The organism is Streptomyces sp. NPDC044571, from assembly GCF_040647115.1.
In the GTDB taxonomy this organism is placed as follows: domain Bacteria; phylum Actinomycetota; class Actinomycetes; order Streptomycetales; family Streptomycetaceae; genus Streptomyces.
In genome coordinates this window covers 44,564-68,216 of record NZ_JBEZBN010000033.1, presented here as the reverse complement: position 1 = coordinate 68,216, position 23,653 = coordinate 44,564, and the positions used below count along the sequence as shown (strand labels likewise).

Below are 23,653 nucleotides of genomic sequence, written 5' to 3'. Positions count from 1 at the left end.
TTCGGCTCAGGCGCCGTCCGCCTGGGCGGCGGCATCGATGGCCGCCAGCGAGCGGCGCACCTGGTTGCGGTTGGTGGTGTACCAGAAGTCGGGCAGCGTGGCCCGCAGGAAGCTTCCGTACCGGGCCGTGGCCAGACGCGGATCCAGCACCGCGACGACTCCGCGGTCACCGCTCGCCCGTACGAGCCGGCCGGCGCCCTGCGCCATCAGGAGCGCCGCATGCGTGGCCGCGACCGCCATGAAGCCGTTGCCGCCGTGCTCCTCGACCGACTTCTGCCGGGCGCTCATCAGCGGGTCGTCCGGACGCGGGAACGGGATCCGGTCCATGATCACGAGCTGGCAGCTGGGGCCGGGGACGTCGACGCCCTGCCAGAGGGACAGGGTCCCGAACAGGCAGGTCTTCGGGTCCGCCGCAAAGGCCTTGATCAGCTCCCCGAGGGTCTCCTCGCCCTGGAGGAGGATCGGGTGGTCGAGCCGTCCGCGCAGCTCCTCGGCAGCCGCCTTGGCGCCGCGCATGGAGGAGAACAGGCCGAGGGTGCGCCCGCCGGCCGCCTCGATCAGCTCGGCCAGCTCGTCCATCATGTCGCCGCGGGTGCCCTCCCGGCCCGGTGTGGCCAGGTGCTTGGCGACGTAGAGGATGCCCTGCTTGGGGTAGTCGAAGGGGGAGCCGACGTCCAGGCCCTGCCAGGCCGGCGCATCGTCCCCCGCCACTCCCTCGGGGGACAGGCCCAGTGAGGCCGCGACCCCGTTGAAGTCCCCGCCCAGCTTGAGGGTCGCCGAGGTCAGGACCACCGAGCGGTCCTCGAACAGCTTCTCGCGCAGCAGCCCGGACACGGACAGCGGGGCCACCCGGAGGGTCGCGCCGAAGCGGTCGTGCCGCTCGTACCAGACGACGTCGAACTCCGAGCCGTTGGTGATCCGCTCCGCCACCGCGTGGACGGTCTCCACCGCGGCAAGGGCCTGCTTGCGGACCGCGTCCTCGTCCTGGACGGACTTGTCGCGGGTGGCCCCGATGGCCGAGATGACATTGCGGGCGGCGTCCCGCAGTGACATGAGCGCGTACCCGAGGTCCTCGGGGATCTCCTCCAGCCGGCCGGGCAGGGCCAGCTCCATGACCCGCTCGAAGGACTCGGCGGCGGTCTGCAGGGAGTCCGCCGTCTTCTCGTCGACGAGCTTGGCGGCGCGCTTCACGGCCCGGTTGACCTGGCCGGGGGTGAGCTCGCCGGTGGCGACCCCGGTGACCCGGGAGACCAGCTCGTGCGCCTCGTCCACGATCAGCACCTCGTGCTGGGGCAGCACGGGCGCGCCTTCGATGGCGTCGATGGCCAGCAGGGCGTGGTTGGTGACGACCACGTCGGCGAGCTTGGCCCGCTCGCGCGCGGCCTCGGCGAAGCATTCGGCACCGTACGCGCACTTCGTCGCGCCCAGGCACTCCCGCGAGGAGACGGAGATCTGGCTCCAGGCCTTGTCGGAGACACCGGGAGTCAGGTCGTCCCGGTCGCCGGTCTCGGTCTCGTCGGCCCAGTCCCGCAGGCGCAGCAGGTCCTGGCCGAGCTTGCTGGTGGGAGCGGCCGCCTCGAACTGGTCGAAGAGGCCCTCCTCCTCGTCCTGGGGAGCCCCCTCGTGCAGCCGGTGCAAGCACAGATAGTTCGAGCGGCCCTTGAGCATGGCGAACTGCGGGCGGCGGCGCAGCTGCGGATGCAGCGCCTCCACCGTCCGGGGCAGGTCGCGCTCGACCAGCTGCCGCTGGAGGGCGAGGGTGGCGGTGGCCACGACCACGCGCTCGCCGTGCGCAAGGGCCGGCACCAGATAGCCGAGGGACTTGCCGGTACCGGTACCGGCCTGGATGAGCCGGTGGGTGTTGTCGTCGATCGCTTCGGCGACGGCTTCGGCCATGGCCACCTGGCCGGGCCGCTCCGTGCCGCCGACGGCGGTGACGGCGGCGTGCAGCAGGTCGGGGAGGGAGGGCTTCGTCATAGCACTGCCAACCCTACGGCGCGCCACCGACAGCGACGGCCACCGCGGAGATTCATGGCCGATACAAGGGGTTGGGGACGGTGCCGTGCTGCACGGCGTGCGGGCGGTCGCCGAGGTCCCGGTAGCCGTCCGCGTACAGCCGGTTCCGGTTGAGACAGAGCCGTCCGATGCGCTCGCCGAGCAGGTCGAAGAGCTCGTAGCGGTCCTTGAGCTCGGGGAAGCGGGCCTGGTGGTGCAGGATCTCCGCCCGTACGAGGGACCAGAACGCGTCCTCGGGGACGCCGAGGCGGTGCTCGCAGAGGGCGGAGAGGTAGCGGAAGACTCCGACGAACAGGCCGGAGTGGATGTACTGGGGCAGGAAGTCCGCGGGCTTGGTGAGCAGCGCGGCCCGCACCTCCGCCGGTACCGAGGCGAGCTCGGGCAGGGGCTCGCGGCTGATGTTGACGTCGTCCACGAAGTCCTTGAGGGCGACCCGGACCGGGACGTCGTGCTCGTCGTAGATCACGGTGGTGTTCTCGCCGTGCGGGGAGAAGACGGTGCCGTAGCGGTAGAGGAAGTGCAGCAGCGGGGGCAGCACGGCGGCGAAGAGCTGCTGCAGCCAGTCCGCGGGGGCGAGGCCGGACCGGGCCACGAGCTCGGCGGTGAAGGAGCGCCCGCGCGGGTCGACGTGGAGGAGCGCCGCGAGGGTGCGGGCCCGCTCGCCGGGTACGAGGTAGCCGGCGAGGGGTTCGCGCCAGATCGCGCCGAGCAGCTCCTTGTACTGGTACGGGGCCTCGGGCAGCGCGTCGTACACGGGGTGGCGGACGGTCACGGAGGCGACCTCGCCGAGCAGGACGAGCCTGCACTCGTCGCGGAGGAAGGGGTCCGTGTCGCGCAGCCCGTGGAGCCACGCGGTGACCGCGGGCGCGGCGACGGCGAGGTCGGAGGGCAGGCCGCGCCAGACCATGGTGTTGAAGACGGAGAGGGGCAGTTTGACGCTGCGCCGGTCGGGACGGCTGAGGTTGAGGAAGGTGCGGACCGACTGCTGCGGGACGCGTATGTCGGGATCGGCGTCCAGCGGGACCAGCGTGCCCGCGGCGAGGGCGGGTGCGAAGAGGGGGAGCACGATCTCGTCCCACTGCCAGGGGTGGACGGGCAGGTAGAGGTACCCGCGCGGGTCGAGGCCGCGTTCCCGCAAGGTCTGTTCGAAGGCGGTGCGGGTGACGGGGTCGAGTTCCGCCGTGTAGAGGCGGGCGGGCTCCTCCAGGCCGGCCGTGCCGCGGTACTCCGCCAGCGAGGTGTGCGCGGCGAGCCACGGCAGCCGCTGGCGGACGCGGGCCTCGGGGGCCCAGGCCGCGGTGTCCGCCGCGGAGAGTCCTGTGCGGCCCTTGTTGAGGACGAGCCAGGGGTGGCCGGTCTGGTGGCCTTCGAGCTCTGCGTGGTCGAGGTCGGCGAGGACGTCGGCGGTGAGCGCGGTGTGGTGGATGCGGGCGTCGGCGGCCAGGGTGGCACTGATCTCGCGGATCAGGTGGCCGAGGGTCGCGCCGTCGAGGCGCAGCAGCGTACGCGCCCGGAGGAGGAAGGCGAACGGGTCCCCGAAGGCGGTCGGGGGCTGCGTCGACGGGGACGGCCGGGTGAGGGTGAGTGAGTCCGGGGACACCTGCCAGCTGTCGTACGCCCCGCGGCGGGCGCGGAAGCCGAGGCTGCTGCCGTCGTCGAGGATCACCTGCCAGGCGTCCTTGGCGGCGGACGGGGCGGGGACGGGGCTGATGATCTCCTCGTAGGCGAATTCGCCCAGCATCTTGACGAGGAGGCGGCGGGCGGCTAAGTCCCAGTTCTCGCGGTTGAGTTCGGGCGGGGTGCAGGGGTGCTGGGGCGAGGGCGGGACAGCGCCGTCCGCGAAGCCGGAGCCGGTGGAGTCGGGAGCGGCGGAGAAATTCTGCACGGGACTCCTCAGGTCGGGAACCGGGCCGGGCGACGCGGAGTTTTCGAAGTGTGGGGCCGGAACGGCGGGCGGGGAGGGGGCGTGGAGCGGTGAGCAGACGGGGTGCGCGGGGACGGCGGTCAGATGAGGTTGCGCAGCGCCCGCTCCCGGACCATCAGGGCGGCTCGTTTGCCGGGAAGGTCGAGTTCCGCGGAACAGCGGAAGCCGGAGTTCAGAAAGGCTGATACGGAGGGGGTGTTGCGGATGTCCGGTTCGGCGATGACGCGCGTGCAGCGGGGACGGTTGTCGAGCACCAGGTTGGCGACGGCGCGCAGCAGAGCGGTGCCCAGTCCGCGGCCGCGGTTCGTCCCGTCTCCGATGAGCAGGTGGATACCCGTGTCGTGGGGGCGCGCCGGGTAGTGGCGGGAGATCGGGTCGAGGTCGGCCCGGTAGATCTCCCAGTAGCTCATGGGTGTGCCGTCGAGCAGGCCGAGGCAGGGGATGCTGCGGCCGTCCCCGTCGAGCTGCGTCCGCAGGTGGGCTGCGGTGACGGAGGCGGGACCGGAGAGCTCCCAGTAGGCGGCCACCTCCGGGTCGTTCATCCAGCCGGTGAGCAGGTCCACGTCGCGGTCGAGGTGGACGGGTTCGAGGCGGAAGCGCCCGGCCGGGGTGTCGGCGGCTGACCATGCGGCCGGCGAGTCGAGCAGATCGGCTTCGGCGAGGAGCGGCAGAAGCCCGGCGGTCAGCCGTTGCGCGGCGTCGGCAATGGCGGTGGCCGTGGCGGCTGTGGTGGGGCCGGTGGGGGTTTCGGTGGAGGGCATCGGGGCTCAGTCGTGGAGGGGGTTGGTGACGGTGACATAGACGGACTGGGAGTCGACGGGGCCGACGAGCTCGTCGAGGCCGCCGAGCCGGGTGAGCAGGTTCGCCTTGCAGCGCAGGGTGGATGAGTCGAGCAGCTGCGCGGGGACCGGCCCGAGGCCGGAGGCCTTGCCGAGGAACCGGCGGAAGGCGGCGAGCAGGACGCGTTCGTCGGCGAGCCGTTGGGATCCGAAGGCTCCGATGAGACCGAGCACGTTGTTGATGCCGAGGTAGTAGGCGAAGCGTTCGTCGGTGACGGCGTCGGAGACGAAGGTGTCGCTGGCGCTTCCGATGCCGGGAAGCCGGCGCTCCAGCTCCGCGCGGCGGGAGGCACGGAAGTAGTAGCCCTGGTTGTCGCGGAACCGGCCGCCGACCGGCCAGCCGGCCGGGTCGAGGAGGACCAGGGTGTTCTGCTGGTGCGCTTCGAGGGCGATGCCGGCGAGCGCGTCGAAGGCGAGGACCGGCAGCACGACGTGGTCGAGGTAGCGAAGGAACCACTCGGCGGCGACGGCGGAGACGGGGCGGCCGGTGGTGGCGGCGAGCCGGGTGACGGTCTCGGCGAGCCGGGAGCGCATGGTGGCCCGGCCCGGCCAGGGACGGGGCGCGGTGAGTGCGGCGATGCACACGGCGTCGTCGTGAGGGCGGAAGGGGTTGTGTCGCAGTACGGCGTCGAGGCCGGGGACGGGGTTGCCGTCGGGGTCGTCGACGGCGATCCAGGCGGGGTCGCGCACGATGTCGAAGCCGGGGTGAGCCGCCTGCCACTGTTCCGCGAGGCCGGTGCGGAGCAGTCGGTGCACTTCGACGCCGCGGTGGAGTTCCTTGCGGAGGTTCTCGCGGCGGGAGTTGGTGATGCGCAGGCCCAGGGAGAGCTTGAGCATCGCGGGGGCGCCGGGGCGGTGGACGGTGCGGACGGAGGAGGTGGGGTGCCAGGGCTCGCCGTACGGGCCCAGGTCGTGCAGGAGTCCCGCGTCGCGAAGGGCGGCGACGGCGGGGCGCTGGAGCAGGTCGCGCGCCTGCCACGGGTGCAGCGGAAGGGGGGTGGTGCCGTCGGGGAGCGGGAGTCCGGGGGCAAGGCGTCCGAGGAGCCGGGCGGCGGAGACCAGGCGGCCTCGTTCGGTCCAGGCGGAGTCGGTGGCGAGGACGGAGGGGGCGACGGCGAACCAGTGCAGGGGGAAGGAGCCGTGGAGTTCGGGTGAGTAGCGGCGTACTCCGGCCTCGGAGAGTCCCTCACGGCTCTTCGGGTCCGGCTGGAGGGGGTGGCCGAGAAGGAGGGACTGCTCGGCGGTGAGGAAGAGTTCACCGGCGACGGGAGCGGGCGGGGTGGGGCGTTCGCGTCGGTCGGCGATGAACTCGGCGGTGCGGCGCACCGAGTCGGCGACCCGGCCGACGAGGTCGGTTCCGCCGCGGCCGCCGCTGTTGCCCTCGCGGGCGATCAGGGCGGCGAGGGTGACGGCGTCCAGGGCGGGGGAGCCGGCGGGCGCGCTTTCGAGGCGGGCGGGCGCGAAGCGGTGCCAGCCGGTCGGGGACCAGTACCGGACGGCGACGAGCAGGGCGGTGCCGGATGCGGGGAGGGGGATGCGCAGGAGGGTTCCGACGGGCCCGTCGGGCCGGCCGATACCCCTCTCGCGGACCCAGCACCGCAGCAGGTTCTCGACGGTCGCGGCCTCGGCGGCGACTGCCGGGTCCGGGTGGTCCAACAGGTCGGACAGCAAAGCGGGTTCGGGACCGGTGGGGCCCGCGGTGGCGGTCCGGGGGCGGAGCGTGCCGTCTTTCTGCCGGGGCACGGTGGGGCCTGCTTCGGCCGGCCACGCGGTGGCCGGGAGCTGGGAGGGCAGCCAGTCGGCGGCGGCCTGCCCGCCCGCCCTGCCCGCCCCGGCCGCCTCCTGCGCACCCAGGGCCGGGCCGGGCGGCGTCGGCTCGGGAGCGCTTCCGCCCGGGGCGAGGCCGGACGGCGCCGGCTCCGGGGCGCTCCCACCCGGGCCCGGGACTGCCGCGCCGGTCGCGTCCGCCCGCGCGTGGCCCGCGGACCGCAGCCCGCGCACCGGGTCACCACTGTCTGCCTCCCCTCCCGCCCCACCGCCGGTCCGCTCCGGCGTGCCGGTGTGGGCGGGGCGGGTTGGCGTGCCCGGGTGATCCGGCGAGCCGGGGAACGGGGCAGTGGGGGTGCTGGCGTGCTCCGGGCTGACCGGGGACGGGTGGGCGGGGGCGCTCGCATGCTCCGGACCGGCTCGGAACGGCCGGGCGGGGGTGCTGGCGTGCTCCGGGCTGACCGGGGACGGGTGGGCGGGGGCGCTCCCGTGCTCCGGGGTGCCGGGGAACACGGCCGTGGGGGCGCTCGCCTGCTCCGGGGTGGCCGGAGACGGGTGGGTAGGGGTGGCCGGGTGGTCCGGGGTGTCGGTGGTGGGGGTTGGGTGGGTACCGGGGAGGGGCGGGGCCGGAGGTGCGGTGTCAGCCGGGGAGGCGGGACGGGTGGGGTGTTGGGGGTCGGGCATCGGGGTCCTTGGGGAAGCGGGTCAGTGGGGCCGGCGGGCTGCGGCCGCGGGGATGGCATCGGCCAGGCGGTCGAGGACGGCCGTGGCCTGTTCGTCGGTGAGGGTCAGCGGGGGCAGGAGCCGGACGACGCTGCTGTGGCGGCCGCCGAGTTCGACGATCAGGCCCCGGTCCAGGCACTCCTGGCGGACGGCTGCGGCCAGGTCGGGGGCAGCGGCGCCCGTGTCGGGGGAGACGAGCTCGACACCGATCATCAGGCCGCGGCCCCGGACGTCCCCGATGCAGGGGTGGGCGCGGGCGAGGTCGCGCAGCGCCGTGAGCATCCGCTCACCGAGGGCCCCGGCACGCTCGGCGAGACGGTTCTTCCGTACGTAGGCAAGGGTGGCGGCCCCTGCCGCCATGGCGAGCTGATTGCCGCGGAAGGTGCCCGCGTGGGCTCCGGGCGCCCACACGTCCAGCCCGGAGCGGTACACGATCACCGCGAGCGGGAGGCTGCCGCCGATCGCCTTGGACAGGACCATCACATCGGGCACCACCCCGGCGTGGTCGACGCCCCAGAAGGCGCCGGTGCGGCCCACCCCGGTCTGCACCTCGTCGGCGATCAGCGGGATCCCGCGTGCCTCGGTGATCTCCCGCATGCGGCGCAGCCAGTCGTCCGGGGCCGGGTGGACGCCGCCCTCCCCCTGCACCGGCTCGACGATCATCGCGGCGGGCCTCGTCACCCCGCTCTTGGGATCGTCCAGCAGGCTCTCGGTCCAGCGGGCCCCCAGCCGGGCGCCCTCGGGTCCGCCGACACCGAAGGGGCAGCGGTGATCCTGGGGATACGGCAGCCGGGTCACCCGTACGTCCGGGGCCCCGCCCGAGGCGCCCAGGGCCCCGGCGGTCATGCCGTGGTAGGCCCCGGTGAAGGCGAGGAGCCCGGAGCGCCCGGTGGCGGTGCGCACCAGTTTGAGGGCGGCTTCGACGGCGTCCGTCCCGGCCGGCCCGCAGAACTGGATGCGGGCGTCGGCGGCCAGCGCCGGCGGCAGGCAGGCGAACAGCTCCGTGGTGAAGGTGTCCTTGACGGGCGTCGCCAGGTCGAGGGTCTGGAGCGGGGCCCCGGAGTCGAGCACGCCCCGGATGGCTTGGAGCACCACGGGGTGGTTGTGGCCGAGGGCGAGGGTGCCGGCTCCGGAGAGGCAGTCGAGGTAGCGGCGCCCGTCCGCGCCCTCGACGGTCAGGCCGCGGGCGCGCACGGGGACCACGGGCAGCGAGCGCGCGTACGTCCGGGCGGCGGACTCGCGCATCGCCTGCCGGCGCAGGATGCCCTCCGCTGTTGCCGACCCGGCGGATCCAGGCCCGCCGGATCCCGGCCCGTCAGATCCCCGCCCACCTGCACCCGGCCCACCTGATCCCGGTCCGCCCGCTCCCGGGCCGTCCGGGCCCGCGCCCCGGTTCCCCTGCGCCGGGACCTGGGTCACGGACGCCGCGTCCTGCTCGGTCAAAGCCACGAGTGTCGGACCTCCCGCACGGATGCTCCACCGGATGCGCCTCGAACATGAACGCTGCTCGCCCATCCCCCGTACGTACCAACGACGATGGCGGCGGGGGATCACGGGTGGGCCCAAGATCCTTGCCCCCGGCGGGCCTGAGCGGACGTCGGCGGATCCGCCCGGCCCGGAACCGCGGGCCCGGGCTGTGCCGTCCCCAACGGCAGCGGCATAGTGGGGGGCTGAACGAGCGGCACCTACCTCACTGCACCGCATCCCACGCCCAGAATCACCAGGGGGATTCACGACATGCGACCGAACCGACCGGTCACCGCGATCTTGTGCGCGGCGGCACTCACGATGACCGCCGCGGCCTGCGGACCCGGAGACGGGGAGGCCGGCGGCGACGCCAAGCCGACCGTGGCGGCGAGCCTTCCGTCCGGGGCCGAAGGGATCAAGATCCCGGACCAGCTCAAGGACAGGCTCAAGCAGCACGGCATAGACCTGGAGCAGTGGAAGGGGGGTGCGTGGAAGAACTGGAAGAAGGAGGACTGGCTCCGCGAGGCGGGCGACTACATCAACCCGATCATCGAGGGTCTGTGGGACTCGGACCGGATGCGTGATGCCGAGCAGCCGCAGACACCGGCGGTCGACCCGGATGCCGGCAAGGACCAGGGCGTCACGGACCCGGCCCCTGCCCCGGTGGCCGCGAAGGCCGCGAACGCTCCGTACCACACGAGCGTTCCGGTGTCGGGCAAGGTCTTCTTCGACGGCCCCGAGGGCTCGATGGTCTGCTCGGCGACCGTGGTCAAGGACCCGGCGCATCCGGGCAAGTCCAACATGGTCTGGACGGCGGGCCACTGCGTGCACGCCGGCAAGTCGGGCGGCTGGTACCGCAACATCGCCTTCGTGCCCTCCTACAACAACGCCGGCAAGCCCGCGGCGCAGCTCAAGGGCGCTCCCCGCAACGAGGTGGCCCCGTACGGCGTGTGGTGGAGCGACTGGGCACAGACCTCCGACCAGTGGATCGCGACCGGTGGCCCCAAGGGCGGTGCGGGTGCCCCGTACGACTTCGCGGTGCTGCACGTGACCCCGGAGAAGAGCACGGGCAAGTCCCTGGAGGAGACCGTCGGTTCGGCCCTCCCGGTGGAGTTCAACGCCCCTGCGGTGCCGAAGGTCGCGAGCATCACCGCGACGGGCTACCCGGCGGCGGCTCCCTTCGACGGACAGAAGGCGTACCAGTGCGCGGACAAGCCGGGCCGGCTGTCGCTGAACGCGACCGACCCGGTGATGTACCGCATCGGCTGCACGATGACCGGCGGCTCCTCCGGCGGCGGCTGGGTGGCGGCAGGCAGTGACGGCAAGCCGGCGCTGGTGTCGAACACCTCGATCGGCCCGGCCAAGGCGGGCTGGCTGGCCGGACCGCGGCTGGGGCCGGAGGCCAAGGGGATCTTCGACGCGGTGAGCCGCAAGTTCAAGTAGGCCGGCCTCCCGGGCCGGTCGGACCGCACACCGCACACACGGAACGCGGCACACACGGCCGAGGGCCCCCTGCACCGCAGGGGGCCCTCGGCCTTCGTTCTGCGCGCGTTACCGCTTCGCAGGCACGTACGGGGACAGGTCCGCCGCCAGTTCCTGGTGGACCCGCACCTTGAGCAGGGTGCCCTCCGGGGTGTGCTCCTCGGAGATCACCTCGCCCTCGGCGTGGGCCCGGGCGACCAGCGAGCCGTGCGTGTACGGCACGAGGGCCTCCACCTCGACCTCGGGCCGCGGCAGTTCGGCGTCGATGAGCCCGAGGAGCTCCGCGATGCCCTGTCCGGTCCGCGCCGAGACGGCGATGGAGTGCCGCTCGATCCGCAGTAGCCGCTGCAGGACGAGCGGGTCCGCGGCGTCGGCCTTGTTGATCACCACGATCTCGGGCACGTTGACCGCGCCGACCTCGCGGATGACCTCGCGCACGGCCGCGAGCTGCTCCTCCGGCGCCGGGTGCGAGCCGTCCACGATGTGCAGGATGAGGTCGGAGTCGCCGACCTCCTCCATCGTGGAGCGGAACGCCTCGACGAGGTGGTGGGGCAGGTGCCGGACGAAGCCGACCGTGTCGGCCAGGGTGTAGATGCGGCCGCTGGGCGTCTCGGCCCGGCGCACGGTCGGGTCGAGGGTGGCGAACAGGGCGTTCTCCACCAGGACCCCCGCGCCCGTGAGCCGGTTGAGCAGCGAGGACTTGCCGGCGTTGGTGTAGCCGGCGATGGCGACCGAGGGCACCTTGTTGCGGCGCCGTTCCTGCCGCTTGATGTCGCGGCCGGTCTTCATCTCCGCGATCTCCCGGCGCATCTTCGCCATCTTCTCGCGGATCCGGCGCCGGTCGGTCTCGATCTTGGTCTCACCGGGGCCTCGGGTGGCCATGCCGCCACCGCCGCCGCCACCCATCTGCCGGGACAGCGACTGACCCCAGCCGCGCAGGCGCGGCAGCATGTACTGCATCTGCGCGAGGGCGACCTGCGCCTTGCCCTCTCGGGACTTGGCGTGCTGGGCGAAGATGTCGAGGATCAGGGCGGTGCGATCGACCACCTTGACCTTGACGACGTCTTCGAGGGCGATGAGCTGGCCGGGGCTGAGCTCACCGTCGCAGACGACGGTGTCGGCGCCGCTCTCCAGCACGATGTCGCGCAGTTCGCGGGCCTTGCCCGAGCCGATGAAGGTGGCCGGGTCGGGCTTGTCGCGGCGCTGGATCACGCCGTCGAGTACGAGGGCGCCCGCCGTCTCGGCGAGGGCCGCGAGCTCCGCGAGGGAGTTCTCGGCGTCCTGCACCGTGCCGGAGGTCCAGACGCCGACCAGCACGACGCGCTCCAGGCGCAGCTGTCGGTACTCGACCTCGGTGACGTCTTCGAGCTCGGTGGAGAGGCCGGCGACACGACGCAGCGCCGCGCGCTCGGAGCGCTCGAACTGCTCGCCGTCCCGGTCTCCGTCGATCTCGTGGCTCCAGGCGACGTCCTCTTCCATCAGGGCGTCAGCCCGAAGGCTCTCGGTGAAGCTCTGCGAGTCCGGCACGTCCCGTGCGTCCCGCGCGTCCTGGGAAGGGGAAGAGGAGGAGGTCATTGGATCCTTACGTCGTTGTCGGATGGTCCGCGTCGGCAGTCCACAGCCGGTGCCACGCGTGACATAACACTGCCACGTCCAACGTGTCACACCGCCGGGAGATTCCCCACGGCGGGCGGTCCCGTCGATGGTGACATGCCCGTTCCCCGGGGGTCACACGCTTTTCGGGCCGCCCCACTCCGGGTGGCCGGGCATGGCGGGCGTCGTCTTCCCGTACAGCCAGGGCCGCAGGAAGGGCTCCAGATCGCGTCCGGCCTCCTGCGAGGCGAGGCGTACGAAGTCGTCCGTGCCCGCCGTGGAGTCCCCGTGCTCCCTCACCCACCGCCGCTCGACCCGGTCGAAGGCCGCGGCTCCGATCTCCTGCCGCAGCGCGTAGAGCACCAGCGCGGCCCCGTCGTACACCACCGGCCGGAACAGCCCGATCTTCTCGCCGGGCGCGGCGGGCTTGGGGGCGGCCGGGGGGCCGCCGGCCGCCCGCCACTGGTCGGAGCGCTGGTACGCCTCGCGCATGCGCCGCTCCATGGAGTACTTCCCGAGGCCGTCCGCGTACAGGGCCTCGTACCAGGTGGCGTGCCCCTCGTTCAGCCACAGGTCGGACCAGGCCTTCGGGGTCACGCTGTCGCCGAACCACTGGTGGGAGAGCTCGTGCACCATCACGGCCTCGACGTACCACTCGGGGTAGCCCTCGCCCGAGAACAGGCCGCTCTCGAAGAGCGAGAGGGTCTGGGTCTCCAGCTCGAAGCCGGTCTTGGCCCGGGCGATCAGCACGCCGTAGTTCTCGAAGGGGTAGCGGCCGACCCGCTTCTCCATCCACTCGATGTGGGCCGCGGTCTTCTTCAGCCACGGGTCCAGGCGCTGCCGGTCCGCGGACGGCACCACGTGGCGCAGCGGCAGTCCGTGCGGTCCGGTCCCGCGGACGACGGCGGATTCACCGATGGAGACCTGCGCCAGTTCCGTGGCCATGGGATGCAGCGTGCGGTACGTCCACGTCGTCGCATCGGCCGCCGCGCGGGCCGGCAGCGCCCCCGGCACCCCGTTGGCGACGGCGGTGACACCGGCCGGGGCGGTGATCCGGAAGGTGAAGTACGCCTTGTCGGCGGGGTGGTCGTTGCAGGGGAAGACGCGGTGGGCGGCGTCGGCCTGGTTGGCCATGGCCAGCCCGTCGTCGGTGGTCACCCAGCCGCCGTCGCTGCGGCCCCGCGGGTCGCTGGTGTGCCGGATGGTGATGTGCAGCGGCACGTTCGCCACCACGGGGCTCGCAGGCGTCAGCACCAGGTCCTCCCCGGCGCTCTCGAAGCGCGCCGGCTGCCCGTTGACCTCGGCGGACGCCACCGTTCCGCGCGTGAAGTCCAGGTTGATCCGCTCCAGCGGCTGGAGGGCGCGGGCGTCGATGACGGTGACCGCGTCGAGCGGGCTCTTGTTGTCCTTGTACGTGAAGGACAGGTCGTACGAGAGGACGTCGTACCCGGGGTTCCCGAGCTCCGGGAACAGCGGGTCGCCGATGCCCAGCGGCTTCGGCGGGGGCAGCACGGCGGCGACGAGGGTGAGGGAGGCCGCGGCGAGCAGGGCGGCGCGCTTGCGGGGGGAGGTCAGCTGCATCCCCCACCGCATATCAGCGCCCGCCGCGCGCTCGTGCACGGCGCGCGAGGAGTCCACCCGAACGGGATCCTCCGGCAGGGCCGGGGGACGCCGCGGCAGGGCCCGTCCTTCGGATCGGCCCGGGGCCCCTCCCTCCCGGGGCTGTTGGGCGAGGCTGACCCGGACGACGGGCCCTAGGCGCGGCTGACGTCGTAGACGCCGGGCACGTCCCGCATGGCCCGCATCAGGGCCGGCAGGCCGGCGGCGTCGGGGAGCTGGAGGGTGTAGGTGTGGCGGACCCGCTGTTCGACGGGGGGTTCCACGGTCGCGGAGACGACCTCGACGCCTTCGCGGGCGATGGCCTCCGTCAGGTCGGCCAGCAGGTGGGGGCGGCCGAACGATTCGGCGACCAGGGTGACCCGGCAGTCCGCGGTGGCCCGCCAGTGCACGGCGACGGAGGTCCGGCCCAGGGAGCGCATCTGGGCGACCGCCGCGCAGTGGATGCGGTGGACGGTGACGGCGCCGCCCCGTACGACGAACCCCGCGACCGCGTCCGGCGGCACCGGGGTGCAGCAGCCGGCCAGCCGTACGGTGGCGTGGGGGAGGTCGACGACCGCGTTGCCGCCGCCTCCGCGGGCCCCCACCACCGAGAGCGGGGCCCGCGCGGGCGTGGCGGTGGGTGTCGCCCCGTCGGGATGGGCTTCGAGCCAGCTGCTGATGGCGATCCGCGCGGCCGGGGTCCTCGCGTGCTCCAGCCAGTCGGGGGAAGGCCCGGAGGAGGTGTCCTGGGCGAGCAGCAGCTGCACGGTGTCCCCGTCGGACAGCCGGGAGGCGAGGGAGGTGAGGCGCCCGTTGACCCGGGCGCCGATACAGCCGTGGGCCGCCTCGCCGTACTGGGCGTAGGCGGCGTCGATACAGCTCGCTCCGGCCGGGAGGCTGATCGTGCCGGAAGCGCTGCCGTCCTCGCGGAACACGGTGATCTCGCGGTCCTGGGCGAGCTCGGCCCGCAGCACGCTCCAGAAGGTGTCGGGGTCGGGCGCGGACTGCTGCCAGTCGAGCAGCCGGGACAGCCAGCCGGGCCGCGTCGGGTCGGCCCGCTCCTCCTCGCACTCGGCGTCGGCGGCCGCGGTGGCGTAGGGGTTGCCGAGTGCGACCACCCCGGCTTCGGCGACGCGGTGCATCTGGTGGGTGCGGACGATGACCTCGGCGACGTACCCCTCGGGCACGGCGACGGCGGTGTGCAGCGACTGGTAGAGGTTGAACTTGGGGGCGGCGATGAAGTCCTTGAACTCCGAGACGACCGGCGTGAAGCAGGTGTGCAGCTCGCCGAGCACCGCGTAGCAGTCGGCGTTCTCCCCCACCAGGACGAGGATGCGGCCGAAGTCGGAGCCGCGCAGCTCGCCGCGTTTGAGGGCGATCCGGTGCACGGAGACGAAGTGCCGGGGGCGCACCTGCACCTGGGCGGCGATGCCGGCGTCGCGCAGGACGGCGCGTACGGAGTCGGCGATGGCAGGCAGCGGGTCGCGCTCCCCCGCGTGGGCGGCGATGAGCGCGCGGGTGGCCTCGTACTCCTCGGGGTGCAGGATGGCGAAGACGAGGTCTTCCAGCTCGGTCTTGAGGGCCTGTACGCCGAGCCGCTCGGCCAGCGGGATGAGCACGTCGCGGGTGACCTTGGCGATGCGGGCCTGTTTCTCGGGGCGCATCACGCCGAGGGTGCGCATGTTGTGCAGCCGGTCGGCGAGCTTGATGGACATCACGCGGACGTCGTTGCCGGTGGCGACGAGCATCTTGCGGAAGGTCTCGGGTTCGGCGGCCGCCCCGTAGTCGATCTTCTCGACCTTGGTGACGCCGTCGACGATGAAGCAGACCTCGTCGCCGAACTCCGCCCGGACCTGATCGAGGGTCACCTCGGTGTCCTCGACGGTGTCGTGCAGCAGAGAGGCCGTCAAGGTGGTGGTCTCGGCGCCGAGTTCGGCCAGGATCAGGGTGACGGCGAGCGGGTGTGTGATGTACGGCTCACCGCTCTTGCGCATCTGGCCGCGGTGCGAGGACTCCGCGAGCACGTAGGCACGGCGCAGGATGGACAGGTCCGCGTCGGGATGGTGGGCGCGGTGCGCCTCGGCGACATGTCCGATGGCGTCGGGCAGCCGGTCCCGGGACGTCGGCCCGAGCAGGGCCGCGCGCCCGAGTCGGCGCAGGTCAATGCGGGTCCGACCCCGTCTGCGGAGTTCGGGGCGCGCTTCGGGACGTGCTTCGGGGTTCGTGGCCTCTGCACTCATGGGCACCTCCGGCGGCTTCGACCGGCAGCGGTGGGCATGGGGTGAGCCCTCAGGGCCGGTGCCTGATGCTACCGACCCCACCACGTGGCGCAGTCCACCTCTCGCTCAGCGTGAAACGGATCACCCATGAGAGGGAATCTTCAGCCGAAAGCCGTTTCGGTGAGCCAGGCCGGGTCGAACTCGCCCGCGGCCACGATGACGGCCGGTCCGGTCATGTCGATCCGCCCGTCGGGGTGTTCGGTGATCACGAGGGTCCCGCCGGGGAGGTCGACGGTGTACGTGACCGGCTCGCCGGTGACCGAGGGGTCGGCCCCGTCGCGCCGGATGGCGGCCACGGCGACGGCGCAGGCGCCGGTGCCGCAGGAGCGGGTCTCGCCGGATCCGCGCTCGTGGACGCGCATGGCGACGTGGCGGGGGCCGCGGTCGACGACGAACTCCACGTTGACCCCCGTCGGGTAGACCTCGGCGGGGCTGTAGGGCGGCGGGTCGAGCAGCTTGCCGGCGTGGTCGAGGCTGTCGACGAAGGCGACGGCGTGCGGGTTCCCCATGTTCACGTTGCGGGCGGGCCAGGCGCGGTCGCCGACCATCACGGTGACCTGCTCCTCGGGGAACACGGCGCGGCCCATGGAGACGGTCACGTCGCCGCTCTTGTCGAGGTGGACCTGCTTGACCCCGCCGCGGGTGGCGACGGCGAGGTCGCCGGGCTCGACGTGGCCGGCGTACTGGAGGTAGCGGGCGAAGACGCGGACGCCGTTGCCGCACATCTCGGCGATGGAGCCGTCGCTGTTGCGGTAGTCCATGAACCACTCGGCCTCGTCGGCCAGGTGCGCGGCCTCGGGGTGGGCGGCGGAGCGGACGACGTGCAGCACGCCGTCGGCGCCGATCCCGGCGCGCCGGTCGCACAGCTTGGCGACGGCCGCCGCGGGCAGCTCGACGGAGTTGTCCGGGTCCGGAACGATCACGAAGTCGTTCTCGGTGCCGTGGCCCTTGAGGAAGGAGAGGGTGCTGTGCGTCACCCGGCCATGGTACCGAGCGGCCTCTGCGCAGGCGGGACGGCCCTGCAGGTGTCTAGCGCAGGCGGGCCACGCGGTAGACCGCGAGGGCGATGACCGCCAGGGCGATCAGGGCGTAGAGCGCGGCCAGGCGCCAGTCGGGGCGGCGGCCGCTGCCGCGGGGCGGGAGGCCCGGCCAGGAGTAGCCCACCCGGCGCGCGGCCATCATGGCCCAGCCGCCCGCGCAGGAGCTGATGAGGAAGCCGAGCATGGCGACGACGGCTCCGCCGTCGCCGAACTCGAAGGCGAGCGGGAAGGCGAACATCAGGGAGCCGGAGGCGGCGAGGATCACGATCGGGGCGATCTGCCACAGCCGCAGGCGGCGCTGCGGGCGCAGCTCGACCTCGAACTCGGGGCCGGAGGCGGCCTCCGCCTCGGCGGGGTCCGGGGCGTCCGGGCCGTCAGGGGTGAGCCGCTCGGGGTCGGCGGGCAGGCCGAGTCCGTCGGGCTCGGGCGACCTGTCGAGAAGCGTCGGATCCGCTTCCCGCCGGGTGTCGTCCCGACCAGTGTCGCGAGGGCCGGCCTCCATCGCCACGCGCCCTCCCCACTCGGACTTCGTACGCCGCCGTTCACCGCCGGTGACTGCACCTGCGGAGTTTGATGATGGCACGGACGGGAGCCCCGAACGGGCGCGCGGGGCGTCCCGATGCCATCACGTGATCAGGCTGTAACCGCTCGTTCGACCAACGACAGCGCGAGTCCGGGGAGTTCCCCGCGGTCGGCCGCGGCCCCGCTGAGCCAGTGCACCCGCGGGTCGCGGCGGAACCAGGAGTCCTGGCGGCGGGCGAACCGCTTGGTGGCCCGGACCGTTTCGGCGCGGGCCTCCTCCTCGGTGCACTCCCCGGCGAGCGCGGCCAGTACCTGCTGGTAGCCCAGCGCCCTGGAGGCGGTGATTCCGTCGCGCAGGCCCTGGGCCTCCAGGGTGCGGACCTCGTCCACCAGCCCGGCCTCCCACATCCGGTCCACCCGCAGCGCGATCCGCTCGTCGAGCTCGGGCCGGGCCACGTCGACGCCGATCTGCACGGTGTCGTAGACCGACTCGTGGCCGGGCAGGTTGGCCGTGAACGGCTTCCCGGTGATCTCGATGACCTCCAGGGCGCGGACGATGCGCCGACCGTTGCTGGGCAGGATCGCGCGGGCGGCGTCCGGGTCGGCCGCGGCGAGCCGGGCGTGCAGGGCGCCGGGCCCGCGGAGGGTGGCCTCCTCCTCCAGCCGGGCCCGGACCTCGGGGTCGGTGCCGGGGAACTCCATGGCGTCGAGGGCGCCGCGTACGTAGAGCCCGGATCCGCCGACGAGGACGGGCGTACGGCCTTGGGCGAGCAGCTTGTCGATCTCGGCGCGGGCCAGGCGCTGGTACTCGGCGACGCTGGCCGTCTCGGTGACGTCCCAGATGTCGAGGAGGTGGTGCGGCACGCCGCCGCGTTCCTCGGTCGTCAGTTTGGCGGTGCCGATGTCCATCCCCCGGTACAGCTGCATGGAGTCGGCGTTGACGACTTCGCCGTCGAAATGGCGGGCCAGGGCGACGCCCAGGTCGGACTTTCCGGCGGCGGTGGGACCGACGACGGCGATGACCCGCGGGGCGGGAGCTGCTTTCCTCACGGCCCCAGTCTCGCAAACCCCGCGGCATGTACCCGATCGGGTTACGTGACGGGGTGGCGGCGGGGTCGTTGCCCTGACGAGGTTCCGCCCGGCGCACGCCCGGCGGAGGCCGGGCCGGACCCAGCGGAACTTCACCCGCACGAGTAACGTTATGGGAGTAGACATGGGCGTTTTTGACCGTTTTTTTCGTCGCAAGGACGAGGTTGCGACCGCGGAGGCAGCATCCGTGAACGTGACGACGGAGTCCGGGGAGGCCGAGGCCGAGCCCACTGATGCGCAGGCTCCCGCGGCGGAAGTCGTGGAGATCCCCAAGCAGCAGTCGGCGGAGGCAGCCGCGGACAGCGAGACCGGTGAGGGCGCCCGTACGTAGCTACCTCCCCCGGATTCCATCCGGGGGGACCCCAGGAAGGTGACCCATGGGCCTGCTCGACAATCTGAAGGCCAAGCTCGCTCCGGCGAAGGAGAAGGTCGGTGACCTCGCGCAGCAGCACGAGGGCAGGATCGGCGAGGGTCTGGACAAGGTTGCCAAGGTCGTGGACTCCAAGACCCATGGCAAGTACAGCGACCGGATCACCACCGGTACGGGCAAGGCGAAGGACGCCCTGGGCAGGATGGCGCACAAGGACGAGCACGGCGGACCGACCCCGCCGGCATCCGGCGGGCCGACTCCGCCGACAGCGGCTTCCTGACCCGGTTCCTGACCGGTCGGTTCCGTAAGGGGCGCGGCGTTCCCACCGAACCCGTGCCCCTTCGCCGTACCCGCTGCCACGCGACTTCTACGCGTCCTCTACACGCTCCCTGCCCCGCGCCCGTCCGGGCGCCGGGCCCCGCACCCGGGCCGTCCGGCCCTCAGGACCAGGCGGCGACGAAGTAGCCCACCCCGTACGGGGCGTCCTCGTACAGCAGTCGCCCTTCGAGGCCCGCGCCCTCCGCCGCGCCGGCCAGGACCTGCCAGGGGGCCCGGCCGGCCGCCTGCAGCTCCTGCGCGAGGCCGGCGTCCAGGGCGGCGAGAGCGTGGACGTCGGCTGCGGCCAGGGCCCGGGCGGTGGCGGCGTCGAAGGCCTCGGCCCGCTCGTCGAGGTAGCCGGGGGCCTTCAGGCTGCGGCAGGCGCTGCCGTCGCCCATGACCAGCAGGGCGACACGGCCGTCACGGGCCGCGAGGTCCCGGCCGGCCTCCAGGCACCGCTCGGCAGCCAGCCGCTCGTCCACCGCGAGGCCTTCGACCGGGGAGGCGCCCCAGCGGGCGTGCTCCAGCAGCCACGCCCCGACGGACAGGGCGGCCGGCAGCGGGCGGGCGCCCCCGTCCCCCGCCCCCAGTCGTACGTCGGCTTCGGCGACGCCGAACCCGCGGAAGCTGCCGCGCGAGCCCTGGGGGTAGGGACCCTGGCGGTCCGCGTCCGAGGCTCCGACGACGACGAGCCGGTCGGGTCGGGAGGCGGCCAGGACGGCGAGTGCGTCGGAGCAGGCGGTACGGGCGTCGCCGAGTTCGGCGGCGGCCCCCGCGGCGACCTCGGGCACGAGGAGCGGCGGGGCGGGGCAGACGGCTGCGGCTACGAGCATGATCCGCAGCCTAGCCGCCGAGCGGCCCGCGTCACGAAGGGAGGGCGCAGCCCGTGGTGGCCTCCGGGAGCGGGGCCGGGACGCCCAGCGTGGGGAGGCCCAGCATGACCCCCTTCGGCTGCGCGGGGGCGGCATTGCGCCGCTCCCAGGCGTCGCCCGCACGGGTGCGGCGCACCGACCGGGTCGGGCCTTCGGCGAGCAGGTGGTGCGGGGCGGCGTAGGTGATCTCCACGGTCACCACGTCACCGGGGCGGACCTCCGCCTCCGGCTTGGTGAAGTGCACGAGGCGGTTGTCGGGAGCACGCCCCGACAGGCGGTGCGTCGTCCCGTCCTTGCGGCCCTCGCCCTCGGCGACCATGACCTCCAGGGTCCGGCCGACCTGCTTCTTGTTCTCCTCCCAGGAGATCTCCTCCTGGAGGGCGACCAGCCGCTCGTAGCGCGCCTGCACGACCTCCTTCGGGATCTGGCCGTCCATGTCGGCCGCGGGGGTGCCGGGCCGCTTGGAGTACTGGAAGGTGAACGCGTTCGCGAAGCGCGCCTGCCGCACCGTGTGCATCGTCTGCTCGAAGTCCTCCTCGGTCTCGCCGGGGAAGCCCACGATGATGTCGGTGGAGATCGCGGCGTGCGGGATGGCGGCCCGCACCTTCTCGATGATGCCGAGGAAGCGCTCCTGGCGGTACGAGCGGCGCATCGCCCTCAGGATCGTGTCCGAGCCGGACTGCAGCGGCATGTGCAGCTGCGGCATCACGTTCGGCGTCTCGGCCATGGCCGCGATCACGTCGTCGGTGAAGTCGCGCGGGTGCGGGGAGGTGAACCGGACCCGCTCCAGGCCCTCGATCTGGCCGCACGCGCGCAGCAGCTTGGAGAAGGCCTCGCGGTCGCCCAGGTCGGAGCCGTACGCGTTCACGTTCTGGCCGAGCAGGGTGATCTCCGAGACGCCCTCGGCGACCAGCGCCTCGACCTCGGCGAGGATGTCACCGGGCCGGCGGTCCTCCTCCTTGCCGCGCAGCGCCGGGACGATACAGAAGGTGCAGGTGTTGTTGCAGCCGACGGAGATCGAGACCCAGGCGGCGTACGCGGACTCGCGACGGGTCGGCAGGGTCGACGGGAAGGCCTCCAGCGACTCGGCGATCTCGACCTGCGCCTCCTCCTGGATACGGGCGCGCTCCAGCAGGACCGGCAGCTTGCCGATGTTGTGCGTGCCGAAGACGACATCGACCCAGGGGGCCCGCTTGACGATGGTGTCGCGGTCCTTCTGCGCGAGGCAGCCGCCGACGGCGATCTGCATGCCGGGGCGCTTGGTCTTCATCGGGGCGAGCCGGCCGAGGTTGCCGTACAGCTTGTTGTCGGCGTTCTCGCGCACCGCGCAGGTGTTGAACACGACGACGTCGGCGTCGCCGTCGGAGCCCTCGGGTGCCCGCGTGTAGCCCGCGTCCTCCAGCAGACCGGAGAGTCGCTCGGAGTCGTGCACGTTCATCTGGCACCCGTAGGTGCGCACCTCGTAAGTTCCCTTGACGTCCACTGCCGTGCTCCGGTCGCTGCTGCTGGTCATGCAACAAGGGTAGGCGGTACCCGGGAGCCCTCCGGCCCCCGGCCGCCCAGGGCCCCGGGGCCCTGCGGGCAGGGCTCCCCGTGACAGGGCGGCGGGCGGGTGGCAGGATCGCGGCCATGACTGTCGTACCGCCCCGCTTCCGCAGGCGCACCGCCCTGTGGGGGCTGGTGGCCGTGCTGGCCGTGCTCGGGGTCCTGGCGTGGTGGTTGCGGCCCTTCGGCGAACCGCAGCTCAAGGGGGATCTGACCGTCAGTACGGGAGTCCGTACAGGCGTCTACCACCGCTACGGGCAACTGCTGGAGCAGGCGCTCGCCCGGGACATGCCGGGGGTGCGGGTACGGCTGGAGACCAGCCAGGGATCCCAGGAGAACCTCCAGCGGGTGGCCTCCGGCAAGGCGGACTTCACGATCGCGACCGCGGACGCGGTCGCCAAGTACCGGGCCGACGGCAAGCCGGGGGCGGAACGCCTGCGCGGATGCGCACGGCTCTACGACGACTACGTCCAGCTGGTCGTCCCGGCCGGATCCCCGGTGCAGTCGGCGCACGACCTGCGGGGCAAGCGGGTCGCGGTCGGCCAGGAGGGCTCGGGCGTCCGGCTGATCTCGGATCGGCTGCTGTCGGCGGCGAAACTGGACCCGGCGCGCGACATCACCGCGGTGTCCATCGGCATCGACACCATGCCGGCGGAGCTGGAGGCCGGTCGGATCGACGCCTTCTTCTGGTCCGGCGGCCTGCCGACGAACGCGGTGCGGGAGCTGTCGGAGCGGTTCGAGATCCGGCTCGTGCAACTCGGTGACCTGCTGGAACCCCTCCAGAGCACCGGAAGCCCGGCACGCTACTACCGGTCGGCGGTGATGCCGCAGGACGCGTACACGCGGGCGCGGAACACCTCGGCGGTGGCGACGCTGGCGGTCCCGAACCTGCTGGTGACCACCGAGGAAACGGATCCGGAGCTGACCGAGCAGTTCACGCGGACGGTGATCCTCAGCCGTGACCGGATCGGCCACGAGGTACACGCGGCGCAGCTGGTGGACCTGCGGACGGCCATCTACACGGACCCCCTGGACCTGCACGAGGGCGCCCAGCGGTACTACCGCTCCGTGAAGCCCTGAAGCCGTGAAGCCCTGAAGCCGTGACGAGGCCTTGACGCCTTGAGGCCGCGGGCCTCAGGCCGCCGGCAGCAGCATCAGCGCCGCCGCGGCCGCCCCGATCAGGCCCGCGTGGGTGCCCAGGGCCGCCGGGACCACGCGCAGGCCGGCCACGAAGGACAAAGTGGCGTAGTCCGCCAGGTGGGCGCGAACCGGTGCGAACAGCGTGTCACCGGCGGCGGCGACTCCCCCGCCGATGACCGCGACATCCGTTTCGACGAGGGTCGCGGTGGCCGCGACGGCTGCGGCCAGGGCCCGGCCGGCCCGGTCGAAGGCGGCCAGCGCGACCGGATCCCCTGCCTCGGCGGCCCGTGCCACACCCGCCGCGGAGGAGTCCCCGCCCGCGGGCGGGGTCCAGCCTTGCGCGCGGGCCCACCGGGCGATGGCCGTACCCGAGGCGATGGACTCCACGCAGCCACGGGCCCCGCAGACGCACCGCTCACCGTCGAAGGCCACGCTGATGTGGCCGATGTGGCCCGCGTTGCCGGTGGGCCCCGGGTGAAGCCGGTTGTTCAGGACGAGGCCGCCGCCGACGCCGGTGGAGACCACCATGCACAGGGCGTTGGCATGGCCCCGCGCCGCGCCCAGCCAGTGTTCGGCCGCGGTCATGGCGACGCCGTCGCCGACCAGCACGGTGGGCAGCTCCGCTCCGTGGCGGGCCAGTTCGGCCACCACGCGGGCCTGCACCGGGAACTCCCGCCACGCCTCGATGTTCACCGGGGACACCGTGCCGCGCGAGGCGTCCACCGGGCCCGCGCTGCCGATGCCGCACCGGACCGCCGTATCCCAGAGCGGGGAGCTCGCCAGCTCCGCGACCACCTCCGCCACGGCCGCGAACACCCCGTCCCCGTCCACACCGCGGGGGGTCGGGCGGCGGGTGGTGGCGGTCATCGTGCCATCGGGATGCACCAGCGCCCCGGCGATCTTCGTACCGCCGATGTCGATGGCCACGGTCAGGCCTGCGGCCGGATCGGCGGCCCGGGAGGTCGGGGAGGCGGAGGGGCGAGAGGTCACGTGGGCGCTCCTGAGAGGGGTCGGGACCCAGTATGCGTGCGGCGGCGGGGCTTACGTTGCCGGGGCTCGGCCCGGCGG

General features: G+C 73.2%; 18 protein-coding genes. 4 read left to right on the top strand and 14 right to left on the bottom strand.

Features of this window, described 5'->3' with window-relative positions; genetic code table 11:
* Positions 1-6: 6 nt before the first annotated feature.
* The 5 genes from AB0B01_RS19235 to AB0B01_RS19215 form a co-directional block, all read right to left on the bottom strand.
* On the bottom strand, positions 7-1,977 hold the full coding sequence (locus AB0B01_RS19235; RefSeq protein ID WP_361720095.1) for an ATP-dependent DNA helicase: 1,971 nt from the start codon (positions 1,975-1,977) through the stop codon (positions 7-9).
* 52 nt (positions 1,978-2,029) lie between these two features.
* Positions 2,030-3,901 carry an IucA/IucC family siderophore biosynthesis protein gene (locus AB0B01_RS19230; RefSeq protein ID WP_361720092.1) on the bottom strand — a complete coding sequence of 624 codons (1,872 nt, stop codon included), beginning with the start codon at positions 3,899-3,901 and terminating at the stop codon, positions 2,030-2,032.
* A 119-nt stretch (positions 3,902-4,020) separates the two neighbouring features.
* On the bottom strand, positions 4,021-4,701 hold the full coding sequence (locus tag AB0B01_RS19225; RefSeq protein WP_361720089.1) for a GNAT family N-acetyltransferase: 681 nt from the start codon (positions 4,699-4,701) through the stop codon (positions 4,021-4,023).
* Between the two features lie 6 nt (positions 4,702-4,707).
* Positions 4,708-6,573, bottom strand: coding sequence for an IucA/IucC family protein (locus AB0B01_RS19220; RefSeq protein WP_361720138.1), 1,866 nt, complete (start codon positions 6,571-6,573; stop codon positions 4,708-4,710).
* Positions 6,574-7,251: 678 nt separating this feature from the next.
* Positions 7,252-8,532 (bottom strand): diaminobutyrate--2-oxoglutarate transaminase family protein, encoded by a 1,281-nt coding sequence (locus AB0B01_RS19215; protein ID WP_361720135.1) that lies wholly within the window; start codon positions 8,530-8,532, stop codon positions 7,252-7,254.
* A gap of 474 nt (positions 8,533-9,006) precedes the next feature.
* Here AB0B01_RS19215 and AB0B01_RS19210 point away from each other — a divergent pair, with 474 nt between their 5' ends.
* A complete protein-coding gene (locus tag AB0B01_RS19210) occupies positions 9,007-10,179 on the top strand; it encodes a hypothetical protein (RefSeq protein ID WP_361720086.1) in 1,173 nt (390 codons plus the stop codon).
* Between the two features lie 108 nt (positions 10,180-10,287).
* On the opposite strand, the gene hflX is transcribed toward AB0B01_RS19210, so the two are convergent.
* The 6 genes from hflX to miaA form a co-directional block, all read right to left on the bottom strand.
* Positions 10,288-11,793, bottom strand: coding sequence for a GTPase HflX (hflX, locus tag AB0B01_RS19205; RefSeq protein WP_361720083.1), 1,506 nt, complete (start codon positions 11,791-11,793; stop codon positions 10,288-10,290).
* 153 nt (positions 11,794-11,946) lie between these two features.
* Positions 11,947-13,392: a M1 family metallopeptidase gene (locus tag AB0B01_RS19200; RefSeq protein WP_361720132.1), complete on the bottom strand. Its 1,446-nt coding sequence runs from the start codon at positions 13,390-13,392 to the stop codon at positions 11,947-11,949.
* Between the two features lie 173 nt (positions 13,393-13,565).
* On the bottom strand, positions 13,566-15,650 hold the full coding sequence (locus AB0B01_RS19195) for an HD domain-containing protein (RefSeq protein WP_361720080.1): 2,085 nt from the start codon (positions 15,648-15,650) through the stop codon (positions 13,566-13,568).
* 140 nt (positions 15,651-15,790) lie between these two features.
* Entirely contained in the window at positions 15,791-16,666 is an 876-nt protein-coding gene (gene dapF, locus AB0B01_RS19190) for a diaminopimelate epimerase (protein ID WP_361720077.1), read from the bottom strand.
* 52 nt (positions 16,667-16,718) lie between these two features.
* On the bottom strand, positions 16,719-17,231 hold the full coding sequence (locus AB0B01_RS19185) for a hypothetical protein (RefSeq protein ID WP_361720129.1): 513 nt from the start codon (positions 17,229-17,231) through the stop codon (positions 16,719-16,721).
* A 131-nt stretch (positions 17,232-17,362) separates the two neighbouring features.
* A complete protein-coding gene (gene miaA / locus AB0B01_RS19180) occupies positions 17,363-18,301 on the bottom strand; it encodes a tRNA (adenosine(37)-N6)-dimethylallyltransferase MiaA (RefSeq protein ID WP_361720074.1) in 939 nt (312 codons plus the stop codon).
* A gap of 226 nt (positions 18,302-18,527) precedes the next feature.
* Here miaA and AB0B01_RS19175 point away from each other — a divergent pair, with 226 nt between their 5' ends.
* Positions 18,528-18,671 (top strand): hypothetical protein, encoded by a 144-nt coding sequence (locus AB0B01_RS19175; protein ID WP_361720071.1) that lies wholly within the window; start codon positions 18,528-18,530, stop codon positions 18,669-18,671.
* Positions 18,672-18,717: 46 nt separating this feature from the next.
* On the top strand, positions 18,718-18,990 hold the full coding sequence (locus AB0B01_RS19170) for an antitoxin (protein WP_361720068.1): 273 nt from the start codon (positions 18,718-18,720) through the stop codon (positions 18,988-18,990).
* A gap of 160 nt (positions 18,991-19,150) precedes the next feature.
* On the opposite strand, the gene AB0B01_RS19165 is transcribed toward AB0B01_RS19170, so the two are convergent.
* Both AB0B01_RS19165 and miaB read right to left on the bottom strand, forming a co-directional pair.
* Positions 19,151-19,861 carry a class III extradiol dioxygenase subunit B-like domain-containing protein gene (locus tag AB0B01_RS19165; RefSeq protein ID WP_361720065.1) on the bottom strand — a complete coding sequence of 237 codons (711 nt, stop codon included), beginning with the start codon at positions 19,859-19,861 and terminating at the stop codon, positions 19,151-19,153.
* 31 nt (positions 19,862-19,892) lie between these two features.
* Positions 19,893-21,413 carry a tRNA (N6-isopentenyl adenosine(37)-C2)-methylthiotransferase MiaB gene (gene miaB / locus AB0B01_RS19160; protein ID WP_361720062.1) on the bottom strand — a complete coding sequence of 507 codons (1,521 nt, stop codon included), beginning with the start codon at positions 21,411-21,413 and terminating at the stop codon, positions 19,893-19,895.
* Between the two features lie 116 nt (positions 21,414-21,529).
* Between miaB and AB0B01_RS19155 the strand changes: the two genes are divergently transcribed.
* Entirely contained in the window at positions 21,530-22,525 is a 996-nt protein-coding gene (locus AB0B01_RS19155) for a TAXI family TRAP transporter solute-binding subunit (RefSeq protein WP_361720059.1), read from the top strand.
* Between the two features lie 54 nt (positions 22,526-22,579).
* Here the strand turns inward: AB0B01_RS19155 and AB0B01_RS19150 are convergent, their stop codons facing one another.
* The gene (locus AB0B01_RS19150; RefSeq protein WP_361720126.1) at positions 22,580-23,518 is read right to left on the bottom strand and encodes an ROK family protein; all 939 of its coding nucleotides are present in this window, start codon (positions 23,516-23,518) and stop codon (positions 22,580-22,582) included.
* Between the last annotated feature and the right edge of the window lie 135 nt (positions 23,519-23,653).

Excerpts from the sequence above, each read along its gene's own strand:
- AB0B01_RS19235 (WP_361720095.1), bottom strand. The coding sequence starts at position 1,977 with ATGACGAAGCCCTCCCTCCCCGACCTGCTGCACGCCGCCGTCACCGCC.
- AB0B01_RS19225 (WP_361720089.1), bottom strand. The coding sequence starts at position 4,701 with ATGCCCTCCACCGAAACCCCCACCGGCCCCACCACAGCCGCCACGGCC.
- hflX (WP_361720083.1), bottom strand. The coding sequence starts at position 11,793 with ATGACCTCCTCCTCTTCCCCTTCCCAGGACGCGCGGGACGCACGGGAC.
- AB0B01_RS19165 (WP_361720065.1), bottom strand. The coding sequence starts at position 19,861 with ATGCTCGTAGCCGCAGCCGTCTGCCCCGCCCCGCCGCTCCTCGTGCCC.
- AB0B01_RS19155 (WP_361720059.1), top strand. The coding sequence starts at position 21,530 with ATGACTGTCGTACCGCCCCGCTTCCGCAGGCGCACCGCCCTGTGGGGG.
- AB0B01_RS19170 (WP_361720068.1), top strand. The coding sequence starts at position 18,718 with ATGGGCCTGCTCGACAATCTGAAGGCCAAGCTCGCTCCGGCGAAGGAG.
- AB0B01_RS19185 (WP_361720129.1), bottom strand. The coding sequence starts at position 17,231 with ATGGAGGCCGGCCCTCGCGACACTGGTCGGGACGACACCCGGCGGGAA.
- AB0B01_RS19210 (WP_361720086.1), top strand. The coding sequence starts at position 9,007 with ATGCGACCGAACCGACCGGTCACCGCGATCTTGTGCGCGGCGGCACTC.
- AB0B01_RS19195 (WP_361720080.1), bottom strand. The coding sequence starts at position 15,650 with ATGAGTGCAGAGGCCACGAACCCCGAAGCACGTCCCGAAGCGCGCCCC.
- AB0B01_RS19200 (WP_361720132.1), bottom strand. The coding sequence starts at position 13,392 with ATGCAGCTGACCTCCCCCCGCAAGCGCGCCGCCCTGCTCGCCGCGGCC.
- miaB (WP_361720062.1), bottom strand. The coding sequence starts at position 21,413 with ATGACCAGCAGCAGCGACCGGAGCACGGCAGTGGACGTCAAGGGAACT.